Raw genomic sequence first — 15,061 nt, 5'->3', positions numbered from 1 at the left:
CGTTATTTTACTCATTATGGTGCAAAGAACCAAATGACGCGTGATACCAACGGGGCATTATATGTGCTCTCAGCGTGAAAAGATGATAATTATCATGATAAAACAGTGCGCTCAGCTGCCCTTCCTCTGAAGTAGAATACCAGTTGATACCGGCCTGCCGATAGCGCGTAACCACGCTTTTCGCGGGAAGCCGCCACGGATTAAACTTTGCCGCTGAAGCCATTGCTACCTGCGGCTGAGCTGCCAAAAGGAGAGCCGCTGTTGATGACGTTTTGCTACCGTGATGGGGAACCTGAAGCAGGGTACTGGACAAAACGCTACCATATTGGGCAATCAAAAGTTGCTCCTGCTCTCGTTCAAGGTCGCCAGTTAGCAAAATCCCGAAGCGCCCGTCGTCAACTCTTACCACACACGACTCCGCATTACCGGCGCTGTCAGTAAGACGTACCGGCCATAGCGACTGAAATGCTAGAATTCCCCACCGCCACTGTTCATTCTGTTTACACGGCTCGCCTAGGCCGTTCACTGAGCTTTTTAACCAAGCGTCTGGATATTCACGCCTAAGCTCCTCCAGCCCGCCAGAGTGATCGGCATGCTGATGGCTAAGGATAATGCCCACTAGCTTTAATCCATGCCAGCGTAAAAAGGGAATAATTTCCCGCTCCGCCATAGAGGTTTCCCCCCAACGCTGCCCTGTATCATATATCACGGCTTCATTTCTCTGGCGAATAACAACGGCAAGTCCGTGACCAACATCCAGCATATCTACACGCCATCTCTCACTTTGATTTTGCCAGCAGGGTAGAAAAAATAAAAAGAGCGTTACGCTCAGTGAATACGGGCAGCTGTGCCACAGGCCAAAGCGCCAGGCAACTGCAACGCCCCACCCTAAAAAGCTTAATACTACGCCGTAGGTAGAAACCTCAATCCAGCCAAATTCCAGATAGCCAAGAGCCGCCATCATAAAAGAGATTGATCGATCCGCCAGCCACCAAAAGACGCTGCTGATAGCTGGAACCCCCAGCGTTATTAGCCCGCATAAAATCAAAGGAACGGCCAACCACGATACAACAGGGATAGCTACCGCATTCCCAAACAGGGAACTAAGGCTCAGGCCGTGAAACAGTAAAAATTGAAGTGGCAAAAGCAATACCATCATGGCTATCTGCGCCGAGAGCCAACCGCCGATAAAGCTAAATCGCCCCCCTTTCTCCGCCAAAGGAAAACACTGAAACCAAAAAATCAGCCCAGCCACGGCTAGGCAGGAAAGCCAAAAGCTGTCGGAGATCGCCATCATAGGATCCAGCACCAGCAAAAAAGCCATACAGCGCAGCCAAATCTGCCATGAAGACCAGTGAAACCCACCTAGCCTCAGCGCCAGATAAACGCTCATCGCGCAAAGGGTTCTTGCCGCAGGAGGATTAGCGCCGGCCAGCCAAACGTACACGGCAGCGGTACACCACCCAACCAGCAGGGGAAAGCGAGGCTCAATAAAGCGGCATGGAAGAAGAAGCTGAACGCCGCGAGCCCCAATAGCGCCAAATGCACCGGCGAAAACCACATGTAGCCCGGAAATCGCCATCAGGTGAGCCGTTCCGGTTTTCATAAAGCGCTGCCGGTTCTCCTTAGACATAAGCTCCCGCTCACCGAAAGCCAGCGCCATTAACACATCGCGGTATTCCAACCCGGCGGTTATTTCAAGAGCGCGAGAAATAAGCCGCTGCCTAAAACTTGGCGAGTCATCTAGGCGTTCAGCCGACTTTATGCGCCCAATCAGAGGCTGACCGTTTGCCATTGCCCCTCTCTGCCTGTCGTAGCCACCTTCATTAAGCCGAGAGTGAACGGGCCTGAAGTCTACAGAAAGGCGCCAGCGCTGCCCTGCCTGCATTTGTTCACGAATAGACTCAGTGCCCATAGGAAAAGCCAGCGATAAAGAGAGGCGCTCCGTTAACGATAGCGGCCGTCCATTTACGCTATCGACATAGAAGATTTTGCCTGCTGCTTGTCTATCCAAATGCAAACTCGCACTCACTACATAGCCTTCAACGACAGCTCGCTGACCGGCATAGTGTTCGATACTGTCACACAGGCGCCCAGCACACAGGGTTCCCCAGAGGAAAAAAGCCAGCGTAAGGCTTATCCATCGACAAAGTCGATAGCGAAAAAGCGCCGCTCCGCAGGCAACAAACACCATACTCCACCACACCATTGGAGAGGGAAGTTCAGCCATGAACAGCAGGGGGACGATACCCACAGCGGCCGCAACTGCGACCGCGTCAAACGACAGCCTAAAGAACAAGCGCAATTCCATAATATCTTGGTGAACATGGCGCTGTTGTAAAAGAAGAGATGGCTATAAACCAGACACAAACCGTCTGTTTGCGGCCAGTCGCCAGAGAAACCGTCTTTTGTTAAGAAAATAGACTTAGGAGTTGTGAAGAAGCCCGCAAAACCAAACAGCGGAAATTAAAAGGAAGAGAAAATGTTATCGGCAATAAAAAACCCGAGGCAGTTACCCACCTCGGGCTTTTTTACATTTATTTGGCTAACAGTTACGGCTAATTGCCGTAAATATTCGCACGATCGCGCAACTCTTTGCCTGGCTTAAAGTGGGGAACGTATTTACTTTCCAATTCCACTTTTTCACCCGTCTTCGGATTGCGCCCAACGCGCGGAGCACGGTAGTGAAGAGAAAAACTGCCAAACCCACGGATCTCAATGCGTTCGCCGCCTGACAGCGTAGCCGCCATATGCTCCAGCATTTCCTTCACTGCATCCTCAACCACTTTTGTTGGTAAATGAGTTTGTTTACCAGCGAGTCTTTCTATCAGTTCTGACTTGGTCATCGTTCCTCCAAGCTTATACCCGTCATACTTCAAGCTGCAGATGCGTTAGCCTTCCTACAATTCGAATTATTTAGGGTATATATCCGCTCAACTACCGAAGGGGCGGCAAGCCGCCCCTCGCCATTATTCGCCTTTAGCCGCTTTAAATGCTTCAGCCATTGCGTTAGAGAATCCGCCTTCTTCCTGCTTGCTGTTGTTGTTAACAGTAGCAACGGCTTCTTTCTCATCGGCTTCGTCTTTAGCACGAACAGACAGGCTGATTACACGGTTCTTACGGTCAACGCCGGTAAACTTGGCTTCAACTTCGTCGCCAACGCTCAGCACAGTGGTCGCATCTTCAACGCGATCGCGGCTAGCATCAGAAGCGCGCAGATAGCCTTCAACGCCGTCTGCTAATTCAACTGTAGCACCTTTTGCGTCAACTGCAGTGACTTTACCCTTAACAATGGCGCCTTTCTTAACGTTCGCCATGTAGTTGTTAAACGGATCTTCAGCCAGCTGCTTGATGCCTAAAGAGATACGCTCGCGCTCTGCATCAACCTGCAGAACAACGGCAGCGATTTCGTCGCCCTTCTTGTAATCGCGAACGGCTTCTTCGCCAGCCACGTTCCAAGAGATATCAGACAGGTGAACCAGACCGTCAATGCCGCCGTCCAGACCGATGAAGATACCGAAGTCAGTGATTGACTTGATTTTGCCTTCAACGCGCTCGCCCTTGTTATGGGTTTCTGCGAACTGCTGCCACGGGTTCATTTTGCACTGCTTGAGGCCCAGAGAGATACGACGACGTTCTTCGTCGATATCCAGAACCATAACTTCAACCACGTCGCCAACGTTAACCACTTTGGACGGATGGATGTTCTTGTTGGTCCAATCCATTTCTGAAACGTGTACCAGGCCTTCAACGCCTTCTTCGATTTCAACGAAGCAGCCGTAGTCGGTCAGGTTGGTCACGCGGCCAGTCAGTTTGGTGCCTTCTGGGTAACGCTTAGCGATAGCGACCCATGGATCTTCGCCCAGCTGCTTCAGGCCCAGAGAAACGCGAGTGCGATCGCGATCGAACTTCAGCACTTTCACGTTGATTTCGTCACCAACGTTCACGATTTCGCTCGGATGCTTAACGCGCTTCCAGGCCATATCGGTGATGTGCAGCAGGCCGTCAACGCCGCCCAAGTCTACGAATGCACCGTAGTCAGTCAGGTTCTTAACGATACCCTTGACTTCCATACCTTCTTGCAGGTTTTCCAGCAGCTGATCGCGCTCTGCACTGTTTTCGGATTCGATAACGGCGCGGCGAGAAACAACAACGTTGTTACGCTTTTGGTCAAGTTTGATAACCTTGAACTCTAGCTCTTTGCCTTCTAAATGCAGCGTGTCGCGAACGGGACGAACGTCAACCAGTGAACCCGGCAGGAACGCACGAATACCGTTAAGCTCAACGGTAAAGCCGCCCTTGACCTTGCCATTGATAACACCCATAACGGTAGCGGCTTCTTCAGACGCTTTTTCCAGAGTGATCCAGGCTTCGTGGCGCTTGGCTTTTTCACGAGACAGCAGAGTCTCGCCAAAGCCGTCTTCGATAGCGTCCAGCGCTACGTCAACTTCATCGCCAACTTGAATTTCCAGTTCGCCCTGCGCGTTTTTAAACTGTTCTACTGGAATAGCAGATTCTGATTTCAGACCCGCGTCAACCAGAACAACGTCTTTATCAATAGCAACAACGACGCCGCGTACAATGGAACCCGGACGGGTTTCAATTTCATTCAGGGATTCTTCAAAGAGTTGAGCAAAAGATTCAGTCATAATGTTAATCTTCAGGATATTTAATTAACGTCCACCAGACATCCGGTTTAGTGGGGTTGTTATACATACTCCGCCGCATTCCTTGCGAGAGAGTTACACATAAACCCACCGCCTGACCTGTTTAGGCAAGCGATAGGCAAGTATTATTTTAGCACATTCTGTATATGCTCTAATGCGTGTTGGATCACTTCCTCAATACTCATATGGGTAGAATCCAGCATCAGCGCATCAGCCGCAGGTACTAGCGGCGCCACGGTTCGATTGCGATCCCGTGCGTCACGAGCCTGTATCTCGGACAAAAGGCGGTCGAATGTAACATATTCCCCCTTATCCCGCAACTGAAGCATGCGCCGTCTGGCGCGCTCTTCGGCACTGGCATCAAGGAAAAATTTTACAGGGGCATCGGGGAAGACAATCGTCCCCATATCCCGGCCGTCAGCAATAAGCCCCGGAGCCTCTCGAAAGGCGCGCTGCCGGCGCAGCAACGCTTCACGTACGCGAGGAAACGCGGCAACCTGAGAAGCTGCTGCCCCTGCTCTCTCATTGCGAATTTCGTTGGTAACAACCTCACCTTCCAGAATGACCTGCAGGCCACTCTGCTCATAAACGAAGCGCACGTCCAGATGGGTTGCCAGCGGCACTAGCGCATCTTCGGAGGACAGATCAACATCGTGATGCAGCGCGGCCAGCGCTAAAACGCGATAAATCGCGCCGGAGTCCAACAGGTGCCATCCCAGCTTTTGAGCTAGCGCCTGACAAAGCGTGCCTTTTCCAACGCCGCTTGGGCCGTCGACGGTAATAACCGGCACCACTGCCACCATAATGTACTCCTTAGATAAAAACTTGTGTTTCAGAACTGTGTCTCAGAAACGGATCGGCGGCCATTATACGCATCTAGGTCGCTAGCGAATAGAACGCATGCCGAATGAATCGTGACTTTTAAAGCAACACAAGCAAGATCAATAAGAAAGAGAGACGTTCCTGCGCTGTTGCAACAAATGCAGCAACAGCGCAGGAAGCTGAGTGGTAGGTTAGAGATCGTGACTCAAACGAGCGAACTGCACAAAATAGTCAGGGAACGTTTTGTGAGTACACTTTGGATCCAGAATCGTCACTGGCGTATCGGACAGTGCCACCAGCGAGAAACACATAGCAATACGGTGGTCGTTGTAAGTTTCAATCTCTGCGTGCTTCAAGGCTTCTGGCGGAGTGACTCGAATATAGTCTTCCCCTTCTTCCACCTGAGCACCAACTTTGCGCAGCTCGGTTGCCATCGCGTTTAACCGATCGGTTTCTTTAACTCGCCAGTTATAGATGTTGCGAATACAGGTCTCACCTTCAGCGAACAGTGCCGTTGTTGCAATGGTCATCGCCGCGTCGGGAATATGGTTCATATCCATATCGATGCCCTTCAGAGTGCCGCGACGACATTCTATAAAGTCGTCGCCCCATTCAATCTGAGCCCCCATGGCTTCCAGCACGTCAGCAAAGCGGATGTCGCCCTGCACGCTCTTTTTACCAATGCCCGTAACTCTGACTTTTCCGCCTTTAATAGCCGCAGCGGCTAAAAAATAGGAGGCTGACGACGCGTCGCCCTCAACCAGATAGCGGCCGGGAGAGCGATAGCCCTGCTGCCCCTTAATCAGAAAGCGGCGGTAGTCTTCATTGACCACGTCAACACCAAAGTCGCGCATCATGTGCAGCGTAATGTCAATGTACGGCTTGGATACCAGCTCACCAATAATCGAGATGGTTGTATCTTTCTCCGCCAGCGGTGCCGCCATCAGCAACGCCGTCAAAAACTGACTGGACACCGAACCATCAACAGCGATATCGCCGCCCACAAAGCCCCCGCGAAGCCGCAAAGGCGGGTAGTTAGTCTGCTCCAGATAGTCAATCTGTGCGCCGCCCTGGCGTAAAGCGTCCACCAGATGACCAATCGGCCGCTCTTTCATTCTCGGCTCGCCGGTAAGGATAATGTCCCCCTCCCCTAGACTTAGCGCAGCCGCCAGTGGGCGCATTGCCGTTCCCGCATTGCCAAGGAAGATCTCAACGGCAGAAGCAGCCTTGAGTCGCCCACCCTGGCCTTCAACGTCGCAAATCGTCCGACAGTCTGAAAGTTGGAAGTGAACACCCAGCGTTTTCAGCGCGTTCAGCATGTGGCGAACGTCATCGCTGTCCAACAGGTTAGTTAATCGCGTTGTGCCCTGCGCCATCGCGGCAAGCAGTAAAGCGCGGTTAGACACGCTTTTTGAACCCGGCAGATTGATTTCGCCATCAAAGCGGGCGACCGGCTGTAGGGTTAAAGATTCCAGCATAAATAGATTTTCTCTTTTATTATCAAAGTAAACGGGTAAAAAATTAGCTCTGCTATTCAGCTCTTCAACTCAGCACTGACTGAGCCGCCCAGCGCAAGTTCAGCTGCGCCCACAGCGTGAATTTCTGTCGTGTCATAAACGGGAACAGAGACATCGTTCGGCTCTATCAGCAAACCGATTTCAGTACAGCCGAGAATAACGCCTTCAGCGCCCCGATCGACCAGTGTCTGTATCACTCGCTGAAACTCACGACGGGAAGCGTCTTCAATCTTGCCTAGACACAGCTCCTGATAGATGATGCGGTGCACAATTTCTCGGTCAGACTCGTCAGGAACGATAGCGTCAACGCCGTATTTTTCCGCCAGCCGCCCTTTGTAAAACGCCTGTTCCATGGTAAATCGCGTCCCCAGCAGCCCAACCTTTTTTCGGCCATCCTGTTGAATGGCTCGCGCAGTCGCGTCAGCAATGTGAAATACCGGGATTGGCACCGCGTCAGCAACCTGTTCATACACTTTGTGCATAGTATTGGTACAGATCACTAAGAAGTCGGCTCCGGCACTGTTCAGGCGGCGAGCTGCGCCAGCCAGCACCTCGCCTGCTGCTATCCAGTCCCCCTGATGCTGGAGGCGTTCAATTTCGTCAAAGTCTACGCTGTAAAGAACGACCTTTGCGGAATGAAGCCCGCCCAGACGGTGCTTTACTGTTTCATTAATATGACGGTAGTAAGGGATAGTCGATTCCCAGCTCATACCGCCAATCAGGCCGATGGTTTTCATGATGTCGCTCCCTGACGCACTATCGTCATATTACGTGAGAAATGATGAATCCCACTCTCGGCAGGAGACGGTGCCGAAAGTGGTCTGTCGTGATTTTCTGATAGGGCAATTAGCCATGACGACGTTCAAAATCGCTCATAAACTCAGTCAACGCCTGCACGCCAGCCAAAGGCATAGCGTTATACAGCGACGCGCGCATGCCGCCAAGTACACGGTGCCCTTTCAGAGCGTGTAAACCGGCCGCTTTAGACTCTTCCAGGAACAGTTTATCCAGCTCGCCATCAGCCAGTTGGAAGGGAACGTTCATCTTGGAGCGGTTGGCAGGCGCCACACCGTTACGATAAAAATCACTGCTGTCGATGGCATGATAAAGATGCTGCGCCTTTTCTTCATTGCGACGCGCCATCTCAGTCAGGCCGCCCTGAGCCTTGAGCCATTTGAACACCAAACCAGACAGATACCAGGCAAAGGTAGGCGGCGTATTAAACATCGAGTCGTTTTTGTCCAGAACCGCGTAGTCCAAAATAGACGGCGTTTCTTTACGAGCTTTCCCCAGCAGGTCTTCCCGCACGATGACCACGGTGATCCCCGCTGGGCCAATATTTTTCTGTGCGCCCGCATAGATTAAGCCATAGCGGCTAACGTCAACCTGATGGGACAGAATATTGGATGACATATCGGCAACCACAATCCTGTCGCCGAAATCGGGCTGCTCATCAATGGCGATACCGTCAATCGTTTCATTGGGGCAAAAGTGCACAAAAGCCGATGAGTCGCTCAGGGCCCATTCACGCATCGGACGAATAGCAGTAAGCCCATTGGCCTGCGTTTTTACATCAATAACCTTCGGCGTACAGTATTTTTCCGCTTCCTGTATAGCGCTATGTGCCCAGTAGCCGCCGTCGATATAGTCCGCCTGTGCGCTGCTGCCCAGCAGGTTAAGCGGTACTGCCGCAAACTGAGCGCGAGCGCCGCCGTGACAGAAAAGAACCTTATAGCCGTCAGGAATTTTCATCAGATCGCGCAGATCCTGTTCCGCAGTTTCAGCAACCTGCATAAATTCTTTGCTGCGGTGACTAATTTCCATAACCGAAGTGCCGAGCCCTTGCCAATCGCACAGCTCCTGCTGCGCCTGACGTAATACCTCAACCGGTAGCATCGCCGGCCCCGCACTGAAATTGAAAACTTGTGCCATTTGTGTTCACCGTCCTGATAAGCGTATTCAAAGAAGCAGAAATTAAAACGAGACTATCGGTTTTATCATTCACTTAGTTTTGCTGCAATGCTTATCTCTTCTCTCATGCAGGAAATATTGGCCTTTTCTTTTTGTTTGGCGGTTTTCTTTTTTAAATGAAGAAGTGAGAAGAAGTGAGTAAATGTGGAATTTACCCACATTGCTATTTCAAGCGGGAGAGATGATTCGAAGCCTGCACCTTACTTAAGGTCAGCAGCGAGAATGAAAAGCGGCAGAGTCGGATATCCCAACTCTGCCGCGTGTGTCACTCTTTCATTAATACTTGTTGAACATCTCTTGAATTTCAGCGGGATCGGAGGTCTTCGTCAGCGCCAGCTGTAAAAGCACTCTTGCCTTTTGTGGATTCAACGTGCCGGAAGCCACAAAGCCATATTTGTTGTCATCTACCTCAGCATCGCGGGTTGTCGCTCCGCTGGGAACGCGGGACGAGCGAACAATCACAACGCCCTGCTCTTTAGCCTGCACAACAGCATCAAAAATGCCTTTATACATATTGCCATTTCCTACCCCTGCACTAACGATACCTTTTGCACCTTCGTTAACCAACGCCTTTACCGGCGCAGGAGAAGCATTCGCATAGCTGTAGACAATGTCAACTTTAGGTAGCTCAGTCAGCTTATCTACATTGAACCGCGCTTTAGGGGCATGCTGTCTTGTAGGCATACGCTGATAGTCAACTTTACCGTTGTGGATATAGCCTAACGCACCATAGTTTGGCCCCATAAAGGTTTGTACGCCGGTAGTATTCGTCTTAGCCACATCTCGGGCGTCCAAAATCGTATCGTTCATGGCAACCAGAACACCCCGCCCTTTAGAATCCGGTGAGGATGCAACAACTACGGCGTTATAAAGGTTGAATGGGCCGTCTGCGCTCATCGCTGTTGACGGGCGCATGGCGCCGACCAGAACAACTGGCTTACTGCAGCTAACCGTCAAGTTTAGAAAATACGCCGTTTCTTCCATTGTGTCAGTACCGTGCGTAATGACAAAACCATCGCTGTTTGAGCACTGTTCATTAATGGACTTCGCCAGCTTTAACCACACTTCATCATTCATATCCTGAGAGCCGATACTGACAATCTGCTCTCCTTTTATAGTGGCAATGTCTTTTAACGCCGGAACAGCATTCACCAACCCCTCCACCCCAACTTGGGCAGAAACGTAGTTAGTCTGGGTTTCAGACGCGCCGCCGCCAGCAATAGTTCCTCCCGTGGCGAAGACAGTAATAGTCGGCAGTTTAGCTACCGTCAGGGAACTCACACAGCAAAGCGCAAGGCCAAGAGTCAATTTCTTAAATACGGACATATTCACATCTCCAATAAGAAAGAACATTAAAACTACAACGCATCCTATCGATAATTCCTCGATTATTCTGTGAGATACCGCCCGCAAAATGCCCTGTGTTCTCATGCAGTAGAGCTTTAAACGAAAACCCCGTATTATGCCGCGAGCAAAACGGCCAACTCGGCTACCGCCTACTATCGAGACGATGACCATGCAGAGCACTCCACAAACCTTTATCCCCGGCAAAGACGCCGCGCTGGAAACCTCCATTGAGCGCTTTCAGCAAAAGCTGACTCAACTGGGCTTTCACATTGAAGAAGCTTCTTGGCTAAACCCTATTCCTAACGTGTGGTCAGTCCATATTCGGGATAAGGACTGCCCCCTATGCTTTACTAACGGAAAAGGAGCTTCTCGCAAGGCCGCACTGGCTTCCGCACTGGGTGAATACTTCGAGCGCCTGTCGACTAACTACTTTTTTGCCGACTTTTATCTGGGGCAGACCGTTGCTGAAGGGGATTTCATTCACTATCCCAACGAAAAGTGGTTCTCTATTCCTGAAGATGAATCACTGCCAGAAGGCCTGCTCGACGATCGCCTGCTTGCTTTCTACGATCCAGAACAAAGCCTGACGGCCAGCGGGCTGGTTGACCTTCAGTCCAGCAACGCTGAACGGGGTATCTGCGCCCTTCCCTTTGCACGCCAGTCAGATGACGCTACGGTCTATATTCCGGTCAATATCATCGGCAATCTTTACGTCTCTAACGGCATGTCTGCGGGGAACAACCGCAATGAAGCCCGAGTACAGGCACTGTCAGAAATCTTCGAGCGCTATGTCAAAAACCGCATCATTGCCGAAGCGATAAGCCTGCCGAACATCCCCGATGCAGTCATCGATCGCTATCCGCCGGTAAAAGAGGCCATCAGTGCCCTTGAAGCGGAAGGATTCCCGATTTTTGCCTACGATGCCTCTCTTGGCGGCCAGTATCCGGTTATTTGCGTAGTGCTGTTTAACCCACACAACGGCAGCTGCTTCGCCTCTTTTGGCGCTCACCCTGACTTTGGCGTTGCCCTTGAGCGTACGGTCACCGAACTGCTACAGGGAAGGAGCCTGAAAGACCTAGACGTTTTCAACGCCCCGACTTTTGATAACGAAGAAGTGGCCGACCACGCCAATCTGGAAACTCATTTTATTGACTCCAGCGGACTTATCTCTTGGGATCTGTTCAAAGCGCAGTCTGACTATGACTTTGTGGACTGGGACTTCAGCGGCACCACGGAAGAAGAGTTTGCGGCAATGATGGATATTTTCCGCCGCGAAGACGTAGAGGTTTACATTGCCGACTACGCCCACCTCGGCGTTGACGCCTGCCGGATCCTCGCTCCCGGAATGTCAGACATCTACCCTGCCGAAGACCTTGTTCTTGCCAACAACAATATGGCGATTCATCTTCGGCAGACTCTCCTGTCACTGCCTTCCAGTCAGTGGTCTCAGGAAGAGTATCTGGCGCTTATCGCTCTGCTGGACGATGAGGGGCTGGATGACGCCATTCGTATTCGCGAGCTTTTAGGCATGGCAACGGGTTCCGGCAACGGCTGGAGCAGCCTCCGCATTGGCGAACTCAAGGCCATGTTGGCACTGGCCGGCGGCGATCTGGAACAGGCGCTGAGCTGGGTAGAGTGGACACAGGACTTCAACGCTTCACTGTTTACGCCAGAGCAAAGCAACTACTATCGCTGCCTAACTACCCTTCTTTTAATGCTGGTTGATGAGGAAGAGAGGGAGCCTGAGCTATACAATCCCGCATTTATCCGTATGTATGGAGAGGAAACGGTGGATGCGGCCTGGCGAGCCATCCGAGGCGAAACGCGCTTTTACGGACTGTTCGATATCGATGCCGAACTTTCCTCTTTATCAGCGCATGGTGCGTTGCTGAGCGCCTATGAAAAGCTACAGGCCGCCAAGCGGGCGCACTATCAGGTTAATTGAAAGCGAGATCGCCGTTAACCCGCATAATATTTCGGGAGTATAGCTATGCTTATTACGTCTCAGGCATTAAACGTTATCGTCACCACCGCCCGCTGCGGCAGCTTTGCGGCGGCGGCGCAGGAACTGCACAAAGTTCCGACGGCGTTAAGCTATACGGTGCACAAGCTGGAAAGCGACTTGGGCCTGCGCCTGTTTGAACGCTGCGGTAAACAGCTTAAGTTAACCGAGGCGGGGCACTACTTCATCAATAAGGGGCAGCTCATTCTCGCCGAGCTGGAAGAGCTGCATCAGGCAACGCAGAGGATCTCTTCCGGTGCGGAAACTCGCCTTAGCCTGTCGCTCAACAACATCGTCAGCCTAAAGCCAATTTATTCATTGCTCAAAGAAAGTGAACAGCACTTTCCGCACACAGAAATTCATTTAGAGATCGACGTCCACGACGGTGTGTGGGATGCGCTGTTCGACAAACGCGCCGATATCGCTATCGGAGCGCCCAATCAAATCATGCAAAACGAAGAGGTATGCAGCGAAAAAATCGGCACTGTTGAGTGGGTGTTCGCCATCAGCCCAGACCATCCGCTCTGCGCGTTTCACCGCCCGCTGAAAGCGGACGACGTGCGCCGCTATCCCGCCATCAGCATTCGCGACACGTCGCTGCGGCTGGAGCCTAAAATCGCCTGGCAGCTGCGGGGGCAAAAAGCGCTGATAGCGCCGGACTACGCCAGTAAAATACGCATGCACCTCGACGGCCTGGGCGTCGGCTTTCTGCCCCGCCACATCTGCCAGAACTACGTTGACGACGGACGCTTAACCCTCATGACGATAGAAGAGAGCAAGCAGCCCACACCGCTCTATCTGGCCTGGCACAGCGCGCCGCCTCGCCCCTGCTTCTCCTGGTGGCTTAGGCAGCTTCAGCAGCCAGAGATTCAACGGGAATTCATGCAGCCGTTCTATTAGACGGCGTCTCGCCGGGCCGGCAAGGGCAGGCAGCCGAGCGCAAACGCTGCGCCGTAGAGCATATCGTGCCCTGACGAGTGGCCGTAGTTCACCGCGCGGCTCAGCGCCGCATCCAGTGCTAACGGCGCGGCCTTGAACAGCGCCAGCAGCGCTTCGCCGTAATGCCCTTCACAGCCGAACGTCAGCATCGCCCGACTGACGTCGGTGGTCCGAGTCAACAGCGGCAGCAGCGCCTCTACGAATTGAGGCCTTTGGGTCATCCTCCAACCATCCATGACCCAAAGGCAGCCCAACAGAAAATCATCCGCCGACGGCGTCAGGCCTGAGCCAAATCCCACCAGCTGCGGCAGAAAGCTCGCCGGTTCGCCCTCCGAGCGCTCCAGCCACCCCTTCAGCTGGGCTACCGCCCGGCGTATCGAGTCGATACGTAACGTTGAATCAGTCATTTGACGCCACAGGCCGTGTTCCGGCGCAGACGCGGGTAAAAAGCGCCGCAGCGCTGACAGCAGCGCGCCGCCGTCAACCTCGTCGTTCCCTCTTACCAAGCGCGTTGAACAGACGCGAGCCTCAGCAAAACGAATGTCCAACTGTGGCGCTATGCAGCGCCCCTCCCCCGTCACCGCCACGGCTTGCCCCGCCTTTAGCCAAAGACGCAAATCGTCGCAATCCAGCCTCATGCTGGCGGGCGCCAAAGGCGCGCTTCGGGTTAAAAAAGCCGTTAACGGGCCGTCCGGCGTTGCCAGATTACAGGCGTGCTGAAACACCGAATGCACCGTCAGCCGGCGCTCATGCACCCACAGCATACAGAGCATATCGCACCGACTCAGCGCGTCTATCCGGTGAGGAGAAGAGCGATAAAAAACCATGACGTCCCCTATAATCTGACTGAGATCACAAATAACAACACCCGCCAACGCCTGCTCGCCGAAGAGGAAAAACGAGCGGTCAAACCGCAAGCGGCCGCAAAGTCCCATACTGACGGGCACTGCGCATTGTGCCATGAACGCCACTCTGCCATCCCTCAGTTTTTTTGAGGCATAGGCAAAAAACCTTTTTGCGCAATCCCTAAAAGAGCTTCATACACTGGGTTGACAACACCGTTTCTTAATGAGGGACATAAGATGCCGATGACCACTATCAACGCTCAGCCGTTTGCCTTTTCATTTGATCCTGCCCACACGGCGCTCATCGTTATCGACATGCAGCGAGACTTTGTCGAACCCAATGGATTTGGTGCCGCATTGGGCAACGACGTATCCCTGTTGCGTCGCGCTATCGAGCCATGCGGCCGCCTGCTTGAAGCCGCCCGCCGTGCGGAGATGTTAGTCATTCACACTCGCGAAGGCCATCGCCCAGATCTGTCTGACTGCCTGCCCGCTAAACTGACGCGCGGCGGAAAAACCTTTATCGGCGAACCGGGCGCAATGGGAAGAATTCTGGTTCAGGGTGAACCGGGGCACGATATCATTCCCGAGCTATATCCCATCGCCGGAGAGCCGATTATCGACAAACCCGGCAAAGGCGCGTTTTTCTCAACCGACCTGCATCTGATCCTGCAAACCCGCGCCATCTCTTCGCTGATTATTTGCGGAGTCACTACCGAAGTCTGCGTACAAAGCACCGCCCGCGAAGCCAACGATCGCGGCTACGAAGTGCTGATACCCGAAGACTGCTGCGCCTCCTACTTCCCGGAGTTTCACCGGGTTGCGCTTGAGATGATCAAAGCGCAGGGCGCCATTGTTGGCTGGGTAAGCAGCTCGGACGCGATCGTCACCGCACTGCATCGCTAAAGCCCGTTCATTAACCAATGCACCGCTTCGTTCAGGGGCGTTGGT

At 52.7% G+C, this 15,061-nt stretch carries 12 protein-coding genes; 3 read left to right on the top strand and 9 right to left on the bottom strand.

The features are described 5' to 3' along the window. Positions 1-7 precede the first annotated feature (7 nt). From DQM29_RS06915 to ansB, 8 genes are all read right to left on the bottom strand, one after another. Positions 8-2,311 carry a DNA internalization-related competence protein ComEC/Rec2 gene (locus tag DQM29_RS06915; protein ID WP_111740004.1) on the bottom strand — a complete coding sequence of 768 codons (2,304 nt, stop codon included), beginning with the start codon at positions 2,309-2,311 and terminating at the stop codon, positions 8-10. 247 nt (positions 2,312-2,558) lie between these two features. After that, the gene (ihfB, locus tag DQM29_RS06910; protein WP_111740003.1) at positions 2,559-2,846 is read right to left on the bottom strand and encodes an integration host factor subunit beta; all 288 of its coding nucleotides are present in this window, start codon (positions 2,844-2,846) and stop codon (positions 2,559-2,561) included. Positions 2,847-2,969: 123 nt separating this feature from the next. Beyond that, positions 2,970-4,649, bottom strand: coding sequence for a 30S ribosomal protein S1 (rpsA, locus tag DQM29_RS06905; protein WP_111740002.1), 1,680 nt, complete (start codon positions 4,647-4,649; stop codon positions 2,970-2,972). A gap of 143 nt (positions 4,650-4,792) precedes the next feature. Next, positions 4,793-5,470, bottom strand: coding sequence for a (d)CMP kinase (gene cmk, locus DQM29_RS06900; protein ID WP_111740001.1), 678 nt, complete (start codon positions 5,468-5,470; stop codon positions 4,793-4,795). A gap of 210 nt (positions 5,471-5,680) precedes the next feature. Further along, on the bottom strand, positions 5,681-6,964 hold the full coding sequence (gene aroA, locus DQM29_RS06895) for a 3-phosphoshikimate 1-carboxyvinyltransferase (RefSeq protein ID WP_172622641.1): 1,284 nt from the start codon (positions 6,962-6,964) through the stop codon (positions 5,681-5,683). Between the two features lie 59 nt (positions 6,965-7,023). Further along, on the bottom strand, positions 7,024-7,743 hold the full coding sequence (locus DQM29_RS06890; RefSeq protein WP_111739999.1) for an aspartate/glutamate racemase family protein: 720 nt from the start codon (positions 7,741-7,743) through the stop codon (positions 7,024-7,026). 109 nt (positions 7,744-7,852) lie between these two features. Then, positions 7,853-8,938 (bottom strand): 3-phosphoserine/phosphohydroxythreonine transaminase, encoded by a 1,086-nt coding sequence (gene serC, locus DQM29_RS06885; RefSeq protein WP_111739998.1) that lies wholly within the window; start codon positions 8,936-8,938, stop codon positions 7,853-7,855. Positions 8,939-9,253: 315 nt separating this feature from the next. Then, on the bottom strand, positions 9,254-10,303 hold the full coding sequence (gene ansB / locus DQM29_RS06880; protein ID WP_111742024.1) for an L-asparaginase 2: 1,050 nt from the start codon (positions 10,301-10,303) through the stop codon (positions 9,254-9,256). A gap of 190 nt (positions 10,304-10,493) precedes the next feature. Here ansB and ycaO point away from each other — a divergent pair, with 190 nt between their 5' ends. Together ycaO and DQM29_RS06870 are read left to right on the top strand one after the other, a co-directional pair. Next, positions 10,494-12,269: a 30S ribosomal protein S12 methylthiotransferase accessory factor YcaO gene (gene ycaO, locus DQM29_RS06875; RefSeq protein WP_111739997.1), complete on the top strand. Its 1,776-nt coding sequence runs from the start codon at positions 10,494-10,496 to the stop codon at positions 12,267-12,269. Positions 12,270-12,314: 45 nt separating this feature from the next. Next, the gene (locus tag DQM29_RS06870) at positions 12,315-13,226 is read left to right on the top strand and encodes a LysR substrate-binding domain-containing protein (RefSeq protein WP_111739996.1); all 912 of its coding nucleotides are present in this window, start codon (positions 12,315-12,317) and stop codon (positions 13,224-13,226) included. Here the strand turns inward: DQM29_RS06870 and DQM29_RS06865 are convergent. Further along, on the bottom strand, positions 13,223-14,227 hold the full coding sequence (locus DQM29_RS06865) for an oxamate carbamoyltransferase subunit AllH family protein (protein ID WP_145960341.1): 1,005 nt from the start codon (positions 14,225-14,227) through the stop codon (positions 13,223-13,225). The two genes, DQM29_RS06870 and DQM29_RS06865, sit on opposite strands and share 4 nt — an antisense overlap. A gap of 120 nt (positions 14,228-14,347) precedes the next feature. Here DQM29_RS06865 and DQM29_RS06860 point away from each other — a divergent pair, with 120 nt between their 5' ends. Beyond that, entirely contained in the window at positions 14,348-15,016 is a 669-nt protein-coding gene (locus tag DQM29_RS06860; RefSeq protein WP_197708853.1) for a cysteine hydrolase family protein, read from the top strand. Positions 15,017-15,061: the final 45 nt, after the last annotated feature.

The sequence above is a fragment of the Leminorella richardii genome, from assembly GCF_900478135.1.
GTDB classification, from domain to species: domain Bacteria; phylum Pseudomonadota; class Gammaproteobacteria; order Enterobacterales; family Enterobacteriaceae; genus Leminorella; species Leminorella richardii.
The sequence above is the reverse complement of the archived record's forward strand: the minus strand, read 5'-3'. Positions and strand labels throughout refer to the sequence as shown.

Bases quoted from the DNA above. Each gene is read 5' to 3' on its own strand.
- DQM29_RS06915 (WP_111740004.1), bottom strand. From the start codon at position 2,311: ATGGAATTGCGCTTGTTCTTTAGGCTGTCGTTTGACGCGGTCGCAGTT.
- ihfB (WP_111740003.1), bottom strand. From the start codon at position 2,846: ATGACCAAGTCAGAACTGATAGAAAGACTCGCTGGTAAACAAACTCAT.
- rpsA (WP_111740002.1), bottom strand. From the start codon at position 4,649: ATGACTGAATCTTTTGCTCAACTCTTTGAAGAATCCCTGAATGAAATT.
- cmk (WP_111740001.1), bottom strand. From the start codon at position 5,470: ATGGTGGCAGTGGTGCCGGTTATTACCGTCGACGGCCCAAGCGGCGTT.
- DQM29_RS06890 (WP_111739999.1), bottom strand. From the start codon at position 7,743: ATGAAAACCATCGGCCTGATTGGCGGTATGAGCTGGGAATCGACTATC.
- serC (WP_111739998.1), bottom strand. From the start codon at position 8,938: ATGGCACAAGTTTTCAATTTCAGTGCGGGGCCGGCGATGCTACCGGTT.
- ansB (WP_111742024.1), bottom strand. From the start codon at position 10,303: ATGTCCGTATTTAAGAAATTGACTCTTGGCCTTGCGCTTTGCTGTGTG.
- ycaO (WP_111739997.1), top strand. From the start codon at position 10,494: ATGCAGAGCACTCCACAAACCTTTATCCCCGGCAAAGACGCCGCGCTG.
- DQM29_RS06870 (WP_111739996.1), top strand. From the start codon at position 12,315: ATGCTTATTACGTCTCAGGCATTAAACGTTATCGTCACCACCGCCCGC.
- DQM29_RS06865 (WP_145960341.1), bottom strand. From the start codon at position 14,227: ATGGCACAATGCGCAGTGCCCGTCAGTATGGGACTTTGCGGCCGCTTG.
- DQM29_RS06860 (WP_197708853.1), top strand. From the start codon at position 14,348: ATGCCGATGACCACTATCAACGCTCAGCCGTTTGCCTTTTCATTTGAT.